This window comes from Streptomyces thermoalcalitolerans, from assembly GCF_039525155.1.
Lineage (GTDB): Bacteria > Actinomycetota > Actinomycetes > Streptomycetales > Streptomycetaceae > Streptomyces > Streptomyces thermovulgaris.
In genome coordinates this window covers 118,907-135,132 of sequence record NZ_BAAAHG010000011.1, presented here as the reverse complement: position 1 = coordinate 135,132, position 16,226 = coordinate 118,907, and the positions used below count along the sequence as shown (strand labels likewise).

The following is a 16,226-nucleotide window of genomic DNA, read 5'->3' as shown; positions in this document are numbered from 1 at the left end:
CCTGACGGGTGCCGGGGCGGCCGGTGCGGGACGCGGGCGGCGGGTCAGCCGTGCAGGCGCAGTGCCCGCATCTGCTCCTCCAGCGGGCCGAGGCCGACGTCCTGGCGCCGCTCGTCGAGGGTCTGCGGCCGGCGCACGGGGTACGGGCGGAGGGTCGCGGGGTTGATCCGTGTCCCGTAGTACTGCGGCTCGCCCTGTTCCACGGCGCAGTGGTCGGCGATGTAGGCGAAGTGCACCGCGGGGCAGCGGCCGTCCGCCGTGGCCTGTGCGATCAGATCCCGGCACCGCAGCCGGAAGTCCAGGTCGGGGGCGTGCAGCAGGATCATCAACGCCGCCGTCGAGGCCGGCCCGCCGACCAGGTCGGTCGTCGGCCAGCCGTACCGGCGCACGACCGCGGCGAGCGCCTCGGCGTTGTCCCGGTGGCACTCGGCCACCCGTCGTCTGCGTTCCGCGGACGGCGCGGTGGCGGCCTCCCGCATCAGCTCCCGGTCCTCCTCGGCCCGGCGCAGCAGTTCGGTCGCGAGGGCCGAGGCGAGCTGCGGCGACAGCGGTGCGGCGGCCGGCTCGTCCACGAGGGTCTCGGTCCCCTGGTCCGACGGGGGCGGCGCAAAGGGGCGCGTCGGTTCGCCGACGTGGTGGTGCGGTGTGCCCTTCATGGTGCTGTGCTCCGGCGTCGTAACGTGAACCAGACTTTCTTGCCCCGGCCGCCCGGTTCGGGCGGTGTTATGCCCCAGTCGTCGGCCAGGGCGGCCACGATGGCCAGGCCACGCCCGGACTCCGCGGTGGCGTCCACCGGGTACGGGCACGGGGGACGTACGGGCGAGCGGTCGGCGACCGTCACACGGAGTGCGAGCGAGTTCCACTCGACGGTGACCGTGACCGTGTCGCACGGCCCGGCGCTCGCGTGCTGGACGGCGTTGGTGAACAGCTCGTCCGCCGCCAGCACCGCGTCGTCGCGCTGATCCGCGGAGAGCGGCAGGTCCGCGAGGTGCTCGGCGACCAGCCGCCGTACGGTCGCCGCCCAGGAGGGCTCGGCGGGCACGGTGGAACACAGCAGGAGAGCCTCGTTCACGGCGGGTCCGGTGGTTCCGGCGGGTGAGCAGGGGACCGTGGGCGCGCGACCGAACGGACAGTCCTCGGTGGTGAGGTGGCCTGTCCTGGAACTCCTCGACTGCCCATCGGTCACAGTGGCCATCCAGGTCTCGCCTCGCGGTCGTGTGCGGCCGGGACCGCCGCATTCACCGGAACGTCAGTTCCGGTCCGTCCAGGCGTGGTTGTCCGTTCCGACGGCGGCGTGCGGCTGCTCCCTCGGTCACTATGGTCTCGGACACACTCAGCTCGCAACCTGCGTTCTGATAATTTCAGAACGCTTGACTTCACCCTGTCTGTGTCGTCGACGACGTGGCACACTGCACGCTGTGACGGCCGCTCCTGGAGGCAGATGGTGAAGGAGAACCGTTCTGGCGGCAGTGCGCCCACCGTCCTGCGCATGGTCCTCGGCAAGCGTCTGCGACAACTGCGGGAGCAGGCCGGGGTGTCCTTCGAGGAAGCGGCACGGGCCATCGAGGTCACCCCCTTGACGGTCCGCCGGATCGAGAAGGCCGAAGTGGGCCTGCGCATCCCGTACGTCAAGGAGCTGCTGCGCACCTATGGCGTCCCGTCGGCGGAGATCGACGATTTCGTCGCGCTGGCCAGGGAGGCCAACAAGCCCGGCTGGTGGTACAACTACCGCGATGTACTGCCGGAGTGGTTCAAGGCGTATGTGAGCCTGGAGAGCGAAGCAAGCGTCATCCGCCTCTACGAACCCCATTACGTGCCGGGGCTGTTGCAGACCCACGACTACGCCACCGCGCTCATGCGGACCGGCTTCCCCAACGAGTCGAAGGAGGAGACAGCCCGGCGTGTGGACCTGCGCCTCAGGCGTCAGGACCTGCTCGCCAAGCCGGACGCCCCGGCGGTGTGGGCCATCCTGGACGAGACGGTGCTGCGCCGTCCCGTCGGCGGTGCCGAGGTGATGCGGGCCCAACTGGACCGGCTCATCGAGGCATTGGACCTGCCGAAGGTCCGCATACAGATCATGCGCTTCTCCGCGGGGGCCCATCCCGGCGCCTACGGTCCCTTCCACTACTTCCGCTTCGGCTTCTCCGAGCTGCCCGACGTGGTCTACACCGAGAACCTCGTGGGCTCGGTGTACTACGACCGGCCGGAGGACGTCGTGACGTATCTCGAAGTCCTGGACCGGATGTCCGTGCAGGCGGAACCGGTCGCCCGGACCAGGGACATCCTGAGCGAACTGCGTAAGGAGTTGTGATCCATGGCATCCAACGGCCCCATCCACAACGGCATGTCCGCCCGCGACCTGGGCACCGAGGGCTGGCACAAGCCCTGGAGCGGTACCAACGGCGGCTCCTGCGTCGAGGTCAAACGCCTGCCCGACGGCCGGGTCGCCTTCCGCCAGTCCACGGACCCGGACGGTCCCGCGCTGGTCTACAGCCGGGACGAGATGGTCGCCTTCCTCCAGGGCGCCAAGGCCGGTCTGGCGGACTTCCTCGTCGACTGATGCCCGGACTCGTCGGCTGACACCCGGACCGCGTCCGGACCCGGGGCCGGCCGGACCGCTCCGGCCGGCCCCGCAGGCCTGCCCCCGGCTTGTCCAGATCCTGTGAACTCACGCGTCACGTCAGGACATTGACGCTAGGTTGGAGACCAGACGAGGGACGTACGGCAGGAGACCCCATGACAGACGGCGAGCACACCCCGGACCAGGGCGCCCTGGCCAAGATCGACACCACGGTGCCGCACTCGGCCCGTATCTGGAACTACTGGATGGGCGGCAAGGACAACTACGAGGTCGACCGGATCGCGGGCGACGCCTACCGGAAGCACGCGCCCTCCATCGTGACCATGGCCCGCGCCTCCCGTCAGTATCTGATCCGCGCCGTGACCCATGTGGCCGGCGAGCTGGGCGTCCGGCAGTTCCTCGACATCGGCACCGGACTGCCGACGTACGACAACACCCACCAGGTCGCCCAGCGCATCGCCCCCACGTCGCGCATCGTCTACGTCGACAACGACCCGCTGGTGCTGCGCCACGCCCAGGCCCTGCTCACCAGCACCCCCGAGGGACTGACCGAGTACATCGACGCGGATCTGCACGAGCCGGAGCGGATCCTCGAGGAGGCGGCGAAGTTCCTCGACTTCGAGCAGCCGATCGCCCTGATGCTGATGGGCATCCTCGGGCACATCCAGGACTACGAGGAGGCGAAGTCGATCGTCCGCCGCCTCCAGGCGGCCCTGCCCTCCGGCAGCTATTTCGTGCACTACGACAGCACCGACACCGACGAGGCGCTCAAGGAGGCCCAGCAGGCCTACGACGACACCGGCGCCGTCCCGTACGTGCTGCGCAGCCCGGAACAGCTCGCCGCCTACTACGAGGGTCTCGAACTGCTCGAGCCCGGCATCGTCTCCTGCCCGCTGTGGCGTCCCGAGCCCGGCACCACGCCCGAACCCACGGACATCTACGGCGGTGTGGCCCGCAAGCCCTGACGGGACGTCACCCGCCGCACCGTCCGGAAACACGGGGCATGAGGGCCGGGTGCGACTCGTCCGCCCGGCCACCGGCCGACGGCTCCGCGCGACGGTCCGGGGTCGCGGAGCGGTCGCACCGGCCGGCTCCGGTGCGTTCGCCGGTGTGCGGCTCACCGGTACGCACACGTGCGGCGCCCCGGTGCGCCGGTGCCCCGGCGCGCCGGCGGGGCGCCGCGGTATGTGAAGGGGGGCGCCGTGGTCCTCGGGCGCGAACCGTCCGGGTCTACGGCGCCGACCGCAGGAAATCCGCCAGCCCCTCCAGAAGCCGGTCGACGTCCTCCTCGTTCGTGTAGGGCGCCAGCCCGACGCGCAGCCCGCCCGTGTCGCCGAGGCCGAGCCGCCGGGAGGCCTCCAGGGCGTAGAACGCGCCCGAGGGAGCCGCGATCGCACGGTCGGCCAGATGGCGGTAGGCGTCGACGCTGCTGCGGCCCTCGAAGGTCAGCAGCAGCGTCGGAGTGCGCTCGGCGGCACGCGAGTGCACGGTGATCCCCGGCAGGCGGGACAGCCCCTCCTCGATACGGCGGCGCAGGGCGTCCTCGTGGTGCTCGAGCGAGCCGAGAGAGGTGAGGAGCCGTTCCCGGCGGGTGCCGCGCGCCTCCGGGTCCATCCCGGCGAGGAAGTCCACGGCGGCCCGGGTGCCGGCCAGCAGCTCGTAGGGCAGGGTGCCGAGCTCGAACCGCTCGGGAACCGCGTCGGGCGAGGGCAGCAGCTTGTCCGGGCGCAGGGTGTCGAGGAGGTCCGGGCGGCTCGCCAGGACACCGAGGTGGGGCCCGAGGAACTTGTACGGGGAGCAGGTGAAGAAGTCCGCGCCCAGGCGCGCGAGATCGACCGCGGCATGAGCGGTGTAGTGCACCCCGTCGACATACAGCAGGGCACCGCGCTCATGGGTCAGGGCGGCGATCGCGGGAACGTCCGGGCGGGTGCCGATCAGGTTGGAGGCGGCGGTGACCGCGACCAGCCGGGTGCGGTCGGACAGCTGGGCCTCGATGTGCCGCGGGGTCAGCTCACCGGTCTCCGGATCGAAGTCGGCCCAGCGGACGACCGCCCCCGCGGCTTCGGCGGCCTGGACCCAGGGCCGGATGTTGGCGTCGTGGTCGAGCCGGGTCACGACCACCTCGTCGCCCGGCGACCAGGTCTTGGCCAGCGTACGGGAGAAGTCGTACGTCAGCTGGGTCGCGCTGCGGCCGAAGACGATCCCGGACGGCTCGGCGCCCAGCAGGTCCGCCATGGCCCGGCGGGCGGCGTCGACGCAGGCCTCGGCGTTGCGCTCCCCCAGGGTGCCGAGTCCCCGGTTGGACAGCGGACCGGTCAGCGCCTCGGCGACGGCGTCGATGACGGGCTGCGGTGTCTGGCTTCCGCCCGGTCCGTCGAACTGGGCCCAGCCGGACTTCAGCGCGGGAAACTGCGCGCGGACACCGGCGATGTCATGAGCCATGGAACACCCCTTGCCTACCCCTTCGGACACCGCGGCGGGAGCTGCCGCCCCATGATCCAACGCCCGGTCTCCCCGTGGGTCAATACGTCGGGGGCCGGCGTTCCGCCAGGGCCGTCTGCCGGGCGGGAGGCGAGGCCCGCGGTTCCGGGCCCGCGCCGCGACCGCCACGGGTGGAGAAGACGGCGGGCGGAAGGGTCTCGGTGGCGCAGTGGATCCCTGCGCCGGCTCCTCATGCCCGTCCCCGCCGGGAGCCGCCGCGCCCCTGCCTTTTACCTTCTGTCTTCTGTCTTCCCTTCTGTCTCCTGTCTTCCGAAGCTGATCGAGGGCTGTACGCCTTCGGAAATAATCCGTTGCCCCCTCGCCGAGGGGCCTGCATAGCATAGGCATTCACCTAACACCCTTAGGCAACCAATCCCGCCACCCCCGGAGGCTCTCATGAGAAAACTGACCGAACAGGACATACGCACCTCTTTTGTCAACTGCTCCAAGGGCGAGGCCAAACGCCTGTCCGTCCCCCGGGACCTCGACGAGCTCCCCTGGGACGACCTGGACTTCCTGGGCTGGCGCGATCCGGGGGCGCCCGACCGCAGCTGTCTGGTCACCGAGCGGGAGGGCCGCCTGGTGGGGGTCGTCCTGCGCTCCCCCTCCTCGCAGCGCGGCTTTCTGCACCGCAGTCTGTGCTCGCTGTGCCTGACCACCCACCCCGGCGGCGGAGTCTCGCTGATGACCGCCCGGAAGACGGGAGCGGCGGGCCGCGAGGGCAATTCGGTCGGTGTGTATATATGCACGGACCTTGCCTGCTCGCTCTATGTACGCGGTAAGAAGGTCCCCTCGTCCACGGTCCGCGTCGAGGAGAGCCTCACCGTGGAGGAGCGGATCGCCCGGACGAGAAGCAACCTGGCGGCCTTCCTGGACAAGCTGCAGACCTGACACCGGCGCGTATGGCCACATGCGAAACCATGTTCGCCTGTTGAAGGAAGGGGAACAGCGCGAAAATGCGAGACGTACGTAAGTGGCCATCGTTCCTTGTCCGGGTGATAAGACGTCACCGGGATCCCCTGGTCGTCCAGGCAGTGCGCTCCACCATCGCGGCGACGATCTCCTATGTGATCGCGCTGCGGGTGAGTCCGGAGCCCGCTCCGCTGACCGCCCCGCTGACGGCGCTGCTCGTCGTCCAGGTGACTCTCTACGCCACGCTGACCACCAGCTTCCGCCGGGTGAACTCCGTGGTGGCCGGAGTGCTCATCGCCAGTGTCTTCTCCCTCCTGGTGGGCCTGACCTGGTGGAGCCTCGCCCTGGTGGTCCTGGCCTCGCTGGCGGTCGGACATCTGGTGCGGGTCGACGAGTTCGTGCCCGAAGTGGCGATCAGCGCGATGCTGGTCCTCGGAGTGACCGCCATGGGCAGTGGTGCGACCTCCGTGGGCCATACGGCGTGGTTGCGGGTCGTGGAGACACTGATCGGCGCGGCGGTCGGTCTCGGCTGCGATCTGCTGCTCGCCCCTCCGGTGTGGACCGACGAGGCGGGCGAGTCGATCGAGGGCCTGGCACGCCGGATGCGGCAGCTGACGCTGAGGATGGGCGAGCAGGCGTCGGGCGCCCCGCCGGCGAGGCTCGCGGCGGAGCGCCTGCACGAGGCACGCCGGCTGGACCACGACATCTCCGCCGTGGACGCCGCTCTGCGGCAGGCCGAGGACAGTCTCCGGCTCAATCCGCGGGTCAGCGACGGCCTGCTGCACCGGGTGGTGCTGCGCACCGGACTGGACACGCTGGAGATCTGCACGGTCGTGCTGCGGGTGCTCGCACGCACCTTCACCGACCTGGCCAAGCAGCGCGAGCCCGAGCCGCTGTTCTCGCCGCAGACGGGCGCGCTGGTGCAGCAGCTGCTGCACGAGATCGGCGATGCGGCGGTCAGCTTCGCGGTGCTGGTCACCACGGACGTCAGCGAGAGCGCCGCATCGGCCGAGGGCCGGCTCGCCGCCGAGTTGCGGCAGGCCGCGACCACCCGGGACAAGCTGGCGCAGCTGCTGCTGAAGGAGGTGCAGCAGGAGGCGAGCCACTGGCAGCTGTACGGGGCGGTGCTGACCGAGGTCAACCGCATCATCGACGAGATGGACGTCGAGCACCGCTCGCGCCGCCTTCTGGAGGAGCTGGACCGGCACACCCGGGAGCAGCGGGAACGCCGCTCCCGCCTGACCCGTTTCGCGGACCGGCTGGGGGCGCCGATGAGGCTGCGGCGCCGTCACGACGAGGGCGCGATGCGCCGTTCCTCGTGAACGTTCCCGCTGAAGAACTCGTGAACGTCCCTCCTGAAGAAGCCGTACAGTGCGGGCATGATCAGTGGGGCGGGAGTGCCGCGACGGAAGTTTTCTTCGCCCGGGGAGAGCCGGGTGTCCGGGAAAAGCCGGGAGCCCGGGGAGCGGTGGAGCAGACGCCGGTTCATGGGAGCCATGACGACGGCCGCCACCATGACGGCGGTCCCGGCGTGTTCACCGGCCCCGTCCGGTTCCCCCACCGGTTCCCCTTCTTCTTCCTCCTCTTCCTCTTCTTCCTCCTTCGGTTCCTCCCCCGGTCTCCCCTCCTCCGGTCCCGTGTCGGCGACCGGGCCGACGACCGCACCGTCCTCCCCGGGGGCCGCAGGGAAGCCGTCCGGCCCCCGGCCGCTCTACCTCGGCACCTACACCTCCGCCGAGGGCGGCGGAACCGGCATCGGCCTGGCGGTGTACGACCCGGCGACGGGCGCCGTCACCGGCCGGGGCACCCTCACCGGCGTCACCGATCCGTCGTATCTCGCCGTGCACCCGGACGGCCGGACGCTGTACGCGGTCGCCGAGGGCCAGGACGGCAGGGTGACCGCCATACGGCTCGCCGACCGGAGGATCCTGGGCACACGGAGCACCGGAGGGGCGGGGCCCTGTCATCTCTCCGTGCACCCGACGGGGCGCTGGCTGCTCAGCGCGAACTACACCTCCGGCAGTGTCGCCGTGCACCCGATCGACGACTCGGGGGCGCTCGGCGAGCGCACCGACCTGGTGACGCACTCCGGTCCGCCGCCCGGACCGGGCCGGCAGGGACCGCACGCCCACCAGATCGTCACCAGCCCGGACGGCGGCCATGTCCTCGCGGTGGACCTCGGCACCGACACGGTCCACACCTATCGCCTGGACACCCGCTCGGGCCGGCTCACCGAGGCCGCCCGGGCGCACACACGTCCGGGCGCCGGCCCCCGCCATCTGACCTTCCACCCGGGCGGCCGGTTCGCCTACCTTGCCAACGAGGTCGACAACACGGTCGCCGTCTGCGCCTACGACCCTGCCACCGGCCGCCTCACCATCGGCGAACCGCAGTCCACGGGCGCGGACGAGGGCACCAACTACCCGGCGCAGTTCCTGGTCACCGGCGACGGACGGTTCGCCTACCTCGCCAACCGCGGCCACAACAGCCTCGCACGCTATGCCGTGGAGGCGGACGGGGCCCGGCTCCGGCTCCTGGGCACGACACCGGTCGCGGGCGACTTCCCGCGGCAGATCGCCCTCTCCCCGGACGGCGGGCTGCTGTTCGCCGCGAACCAGAGGTCGGGGACGGTCAGCGTCTTCCATGTCGACCGCGCGAGCGGTGCGCTGCGCAGGGCGGGTGAGCCGTATGCCTCACCCCTCGCCGTCTGCGCGCTGCCGCTGTAGGGCGGCGCGCGGGCAGGAGGCGGCGTCCGCCTGGGAGATCAGGACGTGCACGCGTTCGGTGAGCTGGGCGACGGTGTCGGCGGGCGCGTGGAACGGCAGGCGTACGTCGCCGTGGGTGCGGGCGCGCTCGATGCGCAGGGTCAGTCCGTGCCGGTCGACGGCGAGCGGCCGTACACGCACCGCGCCGTGCAGGCTCTTGGGCTCGATCAGCCGGGCGAGCCGCTCCACCGTCCCGGGGTGGGCGTCGGCGAGGTGGGTGAGCAGCCGGGCCTCGGCCGCGGCCAGCGGGTCGGGCGCGGCCTCGGCGAACTCGTCGGTGTCGACCAGTACCGCGCCGGACTGCTGCCGCAGCACGATCCGCGTGGGCCGGAACACCAGGTGCTCCGGCTCGGCGGTGAACCGGCCGGCGAGCCACAGCCGGGCGCGGATCCGGTGGCGTACGGGGACGGGCGCGACATCGGCGAACTCCAGGACGGCGGAGGGCTCGCCGCGCGGCGCGCAGAGGGCGGCCGTGCGCAGGACGCTGTCCTCGGGGACGCGCAGCAGCACCCGGCCGTCCTCGGTCACGGTGTGCGCACCGATGCACTCCTCCCGTGCGCCCTCCGCGGTCACCGCGCAGGACCACGCGGCAACGAGCACGGACCGCGCCCGCTGCGCCGCTCCGGGCACCGCCGTCCAGATGTGGCTGTCGCCCATCCCGAAACCTCCTTCTTAGGTAAGGCTTACCTAAGTTATCGAAGATCGGGGTGCACGCCAACCGGCCGAGAGGGTCAGTACGGGGACCCGGGGACCAGAGAGGCCGGAGAAGCCGGACATGCCGGGCAGGCCGGGCAGCGGTCCGGTCCGGCATGTCCTCCCCCGGCCCGCGCGGCAGGCCGGGACGGCGGTCAGACCTCGTCGCGGACCAGTGCGAGCAGCCGGTCCAGGACGCGGGGGCCGCCGGCCCGTACGCCGTCGTGCTCGAACTCGTCGGTGACCCAGGTGCGCAGGCCGCGGATCGCACGGGCGGTGTCGAGGGCGTGGGCGGTGTCGACGTACATGTCGTCGTGGTAGACGGCCGCGGCGACCGGGACCTCGTTGGCGGCGAGGCGGGCGCGGTCGTACAGGGGCCGCCAGTCGGTGCGGGCGGCGAGCAGCTCGGCGGTCTCGCGCAGCGGACGCAGCGCCGGGTCGCAGTCGAAGGTCCACGGGTGCACGGACTCGCCGGTGAACAGCACCGGCGAGTCCCCGGCGAGCGCCTTGGCGGCGTCGAACTGCGGGAACCGGGCGCGGACCCGCTCGGCCGACCAGGCGGTGGGGCGGTCGTCCTGGGCGTAGATCGACTCGTGGAGGAGTGCGTACAGCGGGTGGGCGGCGTACGACAGCAGGCCCTGGACCTGCTCCTGGAACGCGTCGGACAGTTCCGGCCCCCGCGGGGTACGCACAAAGGCGTGTTCGAGGAGGAAATGGAGACGATGGCTGCCGTCGCCGCTGCCGAGCATGACGCCGAGGGACTGGAAGGCCTCGACGGTCAGCCGGTAGCCGTTCGGGAGCACCACGTCATGGGTGAGGAGGTGGTCGGCGATACGGCGGACGCGGTCGACGTCCTGCGGATAGCGGGCGTAGTGGGCGGCGACCTTGCGCTCGATGCGCGGGTAGGCGGCCCGGTAGACGTCGTCGGCGTGCGCGTCCAGGGAGGGCAGGCCGCCGGTGATCAGGGCCGCGGCCAGGCCCTCGGGATGCGTGGAGAGGTAGTGCACCACGCAGAAGCCGCCGAAGCTCTGTCCGAGGACGGTCCAGGGGGCGCCGCCGGTCAGCCCGGGGCGGATCGCCTCGCAGTCGCGGACGATCGAGTCGGCGCGGAAGAGGGTGAGGTAGTCGGCCTGCTCGGCCGGGCCGCCGCGCAGTGGGAGGGTCTGCCGGTTCGCGGGCGTGGAGTGACCGGTGCCGCGCTGGTCGAGAAGCAGGACCCGGTAGTCCCGCAGGGCCCGGCCGAGCCAGGCCTGCTTGCCGACGAACCGGTTCGCCCCGAAGCCGGGGCCGCCCTGGAGGTAGACCAGCCAGGGCAGGTCCTGCCCGGCCTTGTCGCTCGCGACGACCTCACGGGCGTAGAGCTCGATCGTCTCCCCGGCCGGGTCGTCGTGGTCGAGCGGCACGGTGAAGGAGCGGTCGGTGAGGACGACGCCGGGCTGACGGTAGCTGACGGTCAACGGTTCTCCCAGGACAAAGGGGTCGGCAAAGGGGTCGTGGCCGCGTCCCAGTCCAGCACATGTCCGTCCGCCGTCCGGCCGCGAGGATCACGGGGACTGCCGGACACGGGCCGGCGGGCGGACCGAAGCCGCCCGCCGATCGCTTGCCGGCCGCCCGCCGATCGCTTGCCGGCCGCCCGCCGTCCGCCTGCCGGTCGTCCGCCGACGGCCCCGGCCGGAGCACCGCCCCCGGTGTCCGTGCCCCTGTCCGTGCCCCGCCGGTGCCCCCGCGCCTTCCGCGCCACGCCGTGAGACGGGGCTCCCGTCGCGTCGTACGGCTGACTAGGCTTCACTCGTCCGATGACCGAACCCTGGGAGCCGCGATGCGTGTCGCTCTGTTCCTGACCTGCGTCAACGACACGCTCTACCCGGACACCGGACGCGCTGTGGTGAAACTGCTGACCAGACTGGGCGTGGACGTGGACTTCCCGATGGCCCAGACATGCTGCGGGCAGGCGCACTACAACACCGGGTACCGGCATGAGGCGGAACCGCTGGCCCGGCACTTCTCCGATGTCTTCCGGGACTACGAGACGATCGTGACACCGTCCGGATCGTGCGCGGCGATGGTGCGGGAGCTGTATCCGCGCATGGGCGCGCGGGCGCGGGCCGAGGGACGCGGCGACGCACTGGAGCGGGTGCTGGCGCCCGTGGTGCCGAAGACGTACGAGCTCACGGAGTTCCTGGTGGACGTGCTGGGGGTGACGGACGTGGGGGCGTACTACCCGCACCGGGTGACGTACCACCCGACCTGCCACGGACTGCGCGGCCTCGGCCTCGGGGACCGGCCCCGGCGGCTGCTGCGGGCGGTGAGGGGGCTGGAGCTGGTCGAGCTGCCCGGAGCCGAGGAGTGCTGCGGGTTCGGCGGCACGTTCGCGGTGAAGAACCCCGATGTCTCGACGGCGATGGGCGTCGACAAGGTGCGCAACGCCGAGTCGACCGGCGCGAGGGTGCTGTGCGCGGGCGACAACTCGTGCCTGATGCACCTCGGCGGCATCATGACCCGGCTGGGCGTGGGCATGCGACCGGTGCACATCGCGGAGATCCTGGCGAGCACGGAGGAGGCACCGTCAGCATGAGCACGACGTATCTGGGCATGCCCGGGCCTCCCCCGTCCTCCCGTCCGGGCCTTGCGGACTTCCCGGCCTTTCCCCGGGCCGCCCACCAGGCCGTGCGCGACCGGACCCTGCGCGGCAATCTGCGCCACGCCACGCACACCATCCGCGCCAAGCGGGCCCTGGCGGTGGCGGAGGTCTCCGACTGGGCGGCGCTGCGCGAGGCCGGCAAGCAGATCAAGGACCACACCCTGCGTCACCTCGACCGCTATCTGGAGCAGGTCGAGGAAGCGGTCACGGCGGCCGGCGGCACCGTGCACTGGGCGGTCGACGCCGAGGAGGCCAACCGGATCGTGACCGGTCTGGTCAAGGCGACCGGACAGCGCGAGGTCGTCAAGGTCAAGTCGATGGCCACGCAGGAGATCGGGCTCAACGAGGCCCTGGAGGCGGAGGGCATCCGGGCCTACGAGACCGACCTCGCCGAGCTGATCGTGCAGCTGGGCAAGGACCGGCCCTCGCACATCCTCGTCCCCGCGATCCACCGCAACCGCGGCGAGATCCGGGACATCTTCCGCTCCGAGATGGGCAGGTGGGGCCGCCCGGCGCCCGAGGGGCTGACGGACAGCCCCGCCGAACTCGCCGAGGCGGCCCGGCTGCATCTGCGGGAGAAGTTCCTGCGCGCCAAGGTCGGCATCTCCGGCGCCAACTTCGTCGTCGCCGAGACCGGCACCCTGGTGGTCGTGGAGTCCGAGGGCAACGGGCGGATGTGCCTGACCCTGCCCGAGACACTGATCTCGGTCGTCGGCATCGAGAAGATCGTGCCGACCTGGCGGGACCTGGAGGTCTTCCTCCAGACGCTCCCCCGCTCCTCCACGGCCGAGCGGATGAACCCGTACACGTCCATGTGGACCGGTACGACCGACGGGGACGGCCCGAGCGCCTTCCACCTGGTCCTGCTGGACAACGGCCGCACCGACACGCTCGCCGACGAGGTGGGCCGTCAGGCCCTGCGCTGCATCCGCTGCTCGGCGTGCCTGAACGTCTGCCCGGTCTACGAGCGGGCCGGCGGTCACGCCTACGGCTCGGTCTACCCGGGGCCGATCGGCGCGATCCTCAGTCCCCAGCTGCGCGGTACGGCGAGCGAGATCGACGCCTCGCTGCCGTACGCGTCCTCGCTGTGCGGAGCCTGCTACGAGGTGTGCCCGGTCGCCATCGACATCCCCGAGGTGCTGGTGCATCTGCGGGAGCGGGTCGCCCAGGGCGGCCCGGCGACCCGCGGCGGCAACAAGGTGGTGCTCAGGCCCGCGAAGGGGCACGCCGTCGAGCGCGCGGCGATGCGGGCGGCCCGCTGGGCACTCGCCCGCCCGGGCGTCCTGCGCGGCGGGCAGCGGTTCGTCTCCCGCACCCGCCGCTTCCGTCCGCGCTCGCTGCCCGGCCCCGGCCGGGCCTGGACCGGCACCCGTGATCTGCCTGCGGTGCCCGCGGAGCCCTTCCGCGACTGGTGGCAGCGGACCCATGGCGGCAAGGAGGGCCCCAGGTGAACAGCAAGGAGCGGATCCTGGCCCGGGTGCGGCGTGCGCTGGCCGACGTACCGCGGGACGACAGGCCGTACGCACAGGCCGTCCGCCGGGACTATCTGCGGCAGCACGACGAGCGCGGTGCCGAGGACACGGTGAATCTGCTGGCCGAGAACCTGGCGGACTACCGGGCGGTGGTGCACCGGTGCGGCACCGGGGAGCTTCCCGGGCTGATCGCCCACCTGCTCGGCGAGCGCGGCGCGAAGTCCGTGCTGGTACCGCCCGGTCTGGACGAGGCCTGGCTGGCGGACATGGATGTGCGGCGGGTCGCGGACCGGCCGGAGAGCACACCCCAGGAGCTGGACCGCGTCGACAGCGTGATCACCGGATGTGCGCTCGCCGTCGCCGAGACCGGCACGATCGTGCTCGACGGCTCCCCCGACCAGGGCCGCCGTCGCATCTCCCTGATCCCCGACCACCACATCTGCGTCGTGCGCGTCCCCGACCAGGTCGTCTCCTCCGTTCCCCAGGCTCTCGAACGCCTCGTCCCGGGCCGCCCGCTCACCTGGATCTCCGGCCCGTCCGCGACCAGTGACATCGAACTGAACCGTGTGGAGGGGGTGCACGGACCGCGCACGCTGGAGGCGGTGCTGGTGAGCGGGTGAGGAACCGCCCTCCCTGTGCCCCCGTGAACCCCTGTGAACCGCTGAAGGGGCATCCTCCGCAGAAATGGGTTGACGTGTCCAGGGCCATCCCGTTCGATGACCGATCATGTGCGCCGACACCCTGCATCCGGGCGAGCCGAAGGTCGATGCCTCACTCGTACGGCGGCTGATCGCCGCCCAGTTTCCGCGGTGGGCGGGGCTTCCCGTCGAGCGGATCGATTCCATCGGCACGTCCAACACCCTGTACCGGCTCGGCGGGGACATGGTCGTACGGCTCCCCCGCACCGCCGGTGCCGCCGAGGACGTCGAGAAAGAGCACACCTGGCTGCCCCGGCTCGCCGCGTCGCTTCCGGTGCCCGTGCCCACACCGCTGGGCAGGGGCGCACCGGCCGAGGGATTCCCGTGGTCCTGGTCCGTGCACCGCTGGATCGACGGGGAGGTCCCGGTGGAGGGCGACGTCACCGCACCCGAGGCGCTCGCCGCGGACCTGGCGGAGTTCGTCGCCGCGCTGCACCGGGTCGATCCCACGGGCGGGCCGCCTTCCTACCGCAGTGAGCCGCTGGCCGCGCGGGATGCCGCGACCCGCACGGCCATCGCGGAGCTGGACGGCGCCGTCGACGCCCACGCGGCCACCGCCGCCTGGGAGGAGGCGCTGCGTGCGCCCGGGCCGGCCGGTCCGCCGGTCTGGATCCACGCCGATCTGCAGCCCGGGAACCTGCTCCTTGCCCGGGGGCGGCTGTGCGCCGTGATCGACTTCGGGTGTGCGGGGCTGGGGGATCCCGCCGTCGACCTCCTCGCGGCGTGGTACGTGCTGCCGGCCGGTGCACGGCCGCTCTTCCGGGCCGCGCTGGACGTGGACGACGCGGCCTGGGCGCGGGGGCGCGGCTGGGCGCTGTCGGTGGCGCTGCTGGAGCTGTCGTACTACCGCGACCGCAGTCCGCACATGACCCGTGTCGCCCGGCACGTCATCCAGGAGGTCCTGCTCGACTACCGTCCGTAGCGGCGCGTCCCTCCCCGCCGCTCCGCCCGCCCGATCGAAGACCGGGGTCACGAACGTCCTGCGAGGCCGCGCCGCACGGCCGCTCCCGCCGCCGCGGCGGCACCGAGGGCGAGCCCGGAGACGACGAGGGCGGGGTGACGGGCCAGACCGGCCCCGAAGGACCGGCTGTGCGCGGAGTCGTCGAAGGGGCCGTGGGCACCGTGGTCGCAGCCCTCCTCCTGGTCGACGGGCTCGTAGAGGTTGCTCCGGCCGCTCGGGGGCAGCCGGTCGGTCTGCTGGGAGTCGAAGCCGGTGCGGGCCAGATAACGGTCGAGCAGGGCGGGGGCCAGGCGGTTGCCCCAGACCGTCGCCCACGTGCTGGGGCCGATGTAGTACTGCTTGCGGCCGGGGTGGTCGGCGGCGTGCACCACGCCCCGGGCGGCGACCTCCGGCTGGTAGATCGGCGGGACGGGCTGCGGGTGCCTGGGCAGCCGGGAGTGCACCCAGGAGAACTGCGGGGTGTTGACGGCCGGCATCTGGGCGATGGTCACCCGTACGTTGCTGCCGCGGTGCAGCAGTTCGGTGCGCAGGGAGGACGTGAAGCCGTTGATGGCGTGCTTGGCCCCGCAGTACGCCGACTGGAGCGGGATGGCTCGCTCCCCCAGTGCCGAGCCGACCTGCACGATGGTGCCGCGGTCGCGCGGCAGCATCCGCTTCAGCGCGCTGCGGGTGCCGTTGACGAAGCCGAGGTAGGTCACGTGGGTGACCCGTTCGTACTCCTCGGCGGTGATCTCGTCGAAGGGTGCGAAGACGCTGGTGAACGCGCAGTTGATCCATACGTCGATGGGGCCGAGGGCCTGCTCGGCGGCCGTGGCGGCCTCTTCGATCTGCTCGGCGGCGGCGGTGTCGGCGACCCGTACCAGCGCTGTGCCGCCGAGCTCCTCGACCTCATGGGCGGCGGCGTCCAGACCGGCCCGTCCGCGGGCGATCAGGACGACGTTGGCGCCGCGCTCGCCGTACAGGCGGGCGACGGCGCGGCCGATGCCGGCGCTGGCGCCGGTGATGACGACGGTCTGAGGCAT

Annotated in this window: 16 protein-coding genes; 10 read left to right on the top strand and 6 right to left on the bottom strand. The window is 72.0% G+C overall.

All coding sequences use genetic code 11. The annotated features are described in order from the left end of the window. Positions 1 to 44: 44 nt before the first annotated feature. Both ABD224_RS09705 and ABD224_RS09700 read right to left on the bottom strand, forming a co-directional pair. Complete coding sequence (locus ABD224_RS09705; RefSeq protein WP_344048984.1) at positions 45 to 656, bottom strand: DUF6624 domain-containing protein; 612 nt, start codon at positions 654 to 656, stop codon at positions 45 to 47. Then, positions 653 to 1,072 (bottom strand): ATP-binding protein, encoded by a 420-nt coding sequence (locus tag ABD224_RS09700; RefSeq protein ID WP_344048983.1) that lies wholly within the window; start codon positions 1,070 to 1,072, stop codon positions 653 to 655. Before ABD224_RS09700 ends, ABD224_RS09705 begins: the two co-directional genes overlap by 4 nt. A gap of 417 nt (positions 1,073 to 1,489) precedes the next feature. Here ABD224_RS09700 and ABD224_RS09695 point away from each other — a divergent pair, with 417 nt between their 5' ends. The 3 genes from ABD224_RS09695 to ABD224_RS09685 all read left to right on the top strand — a co-directional run bounded on the left by ABD224_RS09695 (position 1,490) and on the right by ABD224_RS09685 (position 3,546). Continuing rightward, complete coding sequence (locus ABD224_RS09695; RefSeq protein ID WP_344049002.1) at positions 1,490 to 2,311, top strand: helix-turn-helix domain-containing protein; 822 nt, start codon at positions 1,490 to 1,492, stop codon at positions 2,309 to 2,311. A 3-nt stretch (positions 2,312 to 2,314) separates the two neighbouring features. Continuing rightward, entirely contained in the window at positions 2,315 to 2,560 is a 246-nt protein-coding gene (locus tag ABD224_RS09690) for a DUF397 domain-containing protein (RefSeq protein ID WP_344048982.1), read from the top strand. A gap of 176 nt (positions 2,561 to 2,736) precedes the next feature. After that, the gene (locus ABD224_RS09685) at positions 2,737 to 3,546 is read left to right on the top strand and encodes an SAM-dependent methyltransferase (RefSeq protein WP_344048981.1); all 810 of its coding nucleotides are present in this window, start codon (positions 2,737 to 2,739) and stop codon (positions 3,544 to 3,546) included. Between the two features lie 265 nt (positions 3,547 to 3,811). Here the strand turns inward: ABD224_RS09685 and ABD224_RS09680 are convergent, their stop codons facing one another. Continuing rightward, entirely contained in the window at positions 3,812 to 5,023 is a 1,212-nt protein-coding gene (locus tag ABD224_RS09680; RefSeq protein ID WP_344048980.1) for a cysteine desulfurase-like protein, read from the bottom strand. A gap of 435 nt (positions 5,024 to 5,458) precedes the next feature. Here ABD224_RS09680 and ABD224_RS09675 point away from each other — a divergent pair, with 435 nt between their 5' ends. The 3 genes from ABD224_RS09675 to ABD224_RS09665 all read left to right on the top strand — a co-directional run bounded on the left by ABD224_RS09675 (position 5,459) and on the right by ABD224_RS09665 (position 8,700). Next, the gene (locus tag ABD224_RS09675) at positions 5,459 to 5,953 is read left to right on the top strand and encodes an FBP domain-containing protein (protein WP_344048979.1); all 495 of its coding nucleotides are present in this window, start codon (positions 5,459 to 5,461) and stop codon (positions 5,951 to 5,953) included. A 65-nt stretch (positions 5,954 to 6,018) separates the two neighbouring features. Beyond that, on the top strand, positions 6,019 to 7,296 hold the full coding sequence (locus ABD224_RS09670) for an FUSC family protein (protein ID WP_344048978.1): 1,278 nt from the start codon (positions 6,019 to 6,021) through the stop codon (positions 7,294 to 7,296). 165 nt (positions 7,297 to 7,461) lie between these two features. Next, on the top strand, positions 7,462 to 8,700 hold the full coding sequence (locus ABD224_RS09665; RefSeq protein ID WP_344048977.1) for a lactonase family protein: 1,239 nt from the start codon (positions 7,462 to 7,464) through the stop codon (positions 8,698 to 8,700). On the opposite strand, the gene ABD224_RS09660 is transcribed toward ABD224_RS09665, so the two are convergent. Continuing rightward, positions 8,668 to 9,396 carry a DUF2470 domain-containing protein gene (locus ABD224_RS09660; RefSeq protein WP_344048976.1) on the bottom strand — a complete coding sequence of 243 codons (729 nt, stop codon included), beginning with the start codon at positions 9,394 to 9,396 and terminating at the stop codon, positions 8,668 to 8,670. The two genes, ABD224_RS09665 and ABD224_RS09660, sit on opposite strands and share 33 nt — an antisense overlap. Positions 9,397 to 9,587: 191 nt before the next feature. Next, positions 9,588 to 10,889 (bottom strand): alpha/beta fold hydrolase, encoded by a 1,302-nt coding sequence (locus tag ABD224_RS09655; protein ID WP_344048975.1) that lies wholly within the window; start codon positions 10,887 to 10,889, stop codon positions 9,588 to 9,590. A 362-nt stretch (positions 10,890 to 11,251) separates the two neighbouring features. Between ABD224_RS09655 and ABD224_RS09650 the strand changes: the two genes are divergently transcribed. From ABD224_RS09650 to ABD224_RS09635, 4 genes are all read left to right on the top strand, one after another. Next, positions 11,252 to 12,007 carry a (Fe-S)-binding protein gene (locus ABD224_RS09650; RefSeq protein WP_344048974.1) on the top strand — a complete coding sequence of 252 codons (756 nt, stop codon included), beginning with the start codon at positions 11,252 to 11,254 and terminating at the stop codon, positions 12,005 to 12,007. Then, a complete protein-coding gene (locus ABD224_RS09645; protein WP_425580955.1) occupies positions 12,004 to 13,524 on the top strand; it encodes a LutB/LldF family L-lactate oxidation iron-sulfur protein in 1,521 nt (506 codons plus the stop codon). Before ABD224_RS09650 ends, ABD224_RS09645 begins: the two co-directional genes overlap by 4 nt. Beyond that, the gene (locus tag ABD224_RS09640; protein WP_344048973.1) at positions 13,521 to 14,165 is read left to right on the top strand and encodes a LutC/YkgG family protein; all 645 of its coding nucleotides are present in this window, start codon (positions 13,521 to 13,523) and stop codon (positions 14,163 to 14,165) included. The genes ABD224_RS09645 and ABD224_RS09640 overlap by 4 nt, the downstream gene beginning before the upstream one ends. Before the next feature lie 106 nt (positions 14,166 to 14,271). Next, entirely contained in the window at positions 14,272 to 15,165 is an 894-nt protein-coding gene (locus tag ABD224_RS09635) for an aminoglycoside phosphotransferase family protein (RefSeq protein WP_344048972.1), read from the top strand. Between the two features lie 47 nt (positions 15,166 to 15,212). Here the strand turns inward: ABD224_RS09635 and ABD224_RS09630 are convergent, their stop codons facing one another. Then, entirely contained in the window at positions 15,213 to 16,226 is a 1,014-nt protein-coding gene (locus tag ABD224_RS09630; protein WP_344048971.1) for an SDR family oxidoreductase, read from the bottom strand.

Coding starts and splice junctions, on each gene's coding strand:
- ABD224_RS09645 (WP_425580955.1), top strand. CDS start 12,004: ATGAGCACGACGTATCTGGGCATGCCCGGGCCTCCCCCGTCCTCCCGT.
- ABD224_RS09665 (WP_344048977.1), top strand. CDS start 7,462: ATGGGAGCCATGACGACGGCCGCCACCATGACGGCGGTCCCGGCGTGT.
- ABD224_RS09685 (WP_344048981.1), top strand. CDS start 2,737: ATGACAGACGGCGAGCACACCCCGGACCAGGGCGCCCTGGCCAAGATC.
- ABD224_RS09630 (WP_344048971.1), bottom strand. CDS start 16,226: ATGCCTCAGACCGTCGTCATCACCGGCGCCAGCGCCGGCATCGGCCGC.
- ABD224_RS09695 (WP_344049002.1), top strand. CDS start 1,490: ATGGTCCTCGGCAAGCGTCTGCGACAACTGCGGGAGCAGGCCGGGGTG.
- ABD224_RS09690 (WP_344048982.1), top strand. CDS start 2,315: ATGGCATCCAACGGCCCCATCCACAACGGCATGTCCGCCCGCGACCTG.
- ABD224_RS09650 (WP_344048974.1), top strand. CDS start 11,252: ATGCGTGTCGCTCTGTTCCTGACCTGCGTCAACGACACGCTCTACCCG.
- ABD224_RS09670 (WP_344048978.1), top strand. CDS start 6,019: ATGCGAGACGTACGTAAGTGGCCATCGTTCCTTGTCCGGGTGATAAGA.
- ABD224_RS09705 (WP_344048984.1), bottom strand. CDS start 656: ATGAAGGGCACACCGCACCACCACGTCGGCGAACCGACGCGCCCCTTT.
- ABD224_RS09660 (WP_344048976.1), bottom strand. CDS start 9,396: ATGGGCGACAGCCACATCTGGACGGCGGTGCCCGGAGCGGCGCAGCGG.
- ABD224_RS09680 (WP_344048980.1), bottom strand. CDS start 5,023: ATGGCTCATGACATCGCCGGTGTCCGCGCGCAGTTTCCCGCGCTGAAG.
- ABD224_RS09675 (WP_344048979.1), top strand. CDS start 5,459: ATGAGAAAACTGACCGAACAGGACATACGCACCTCTTTTGTCAACTGC.
- ABD224_RS09635 (WP_344048972.1), top strand. CDS start 14,272: ATGTGCGCCGACACCCTGCATCCGGGCGAGCCGAAGGTCGATGCCTCA.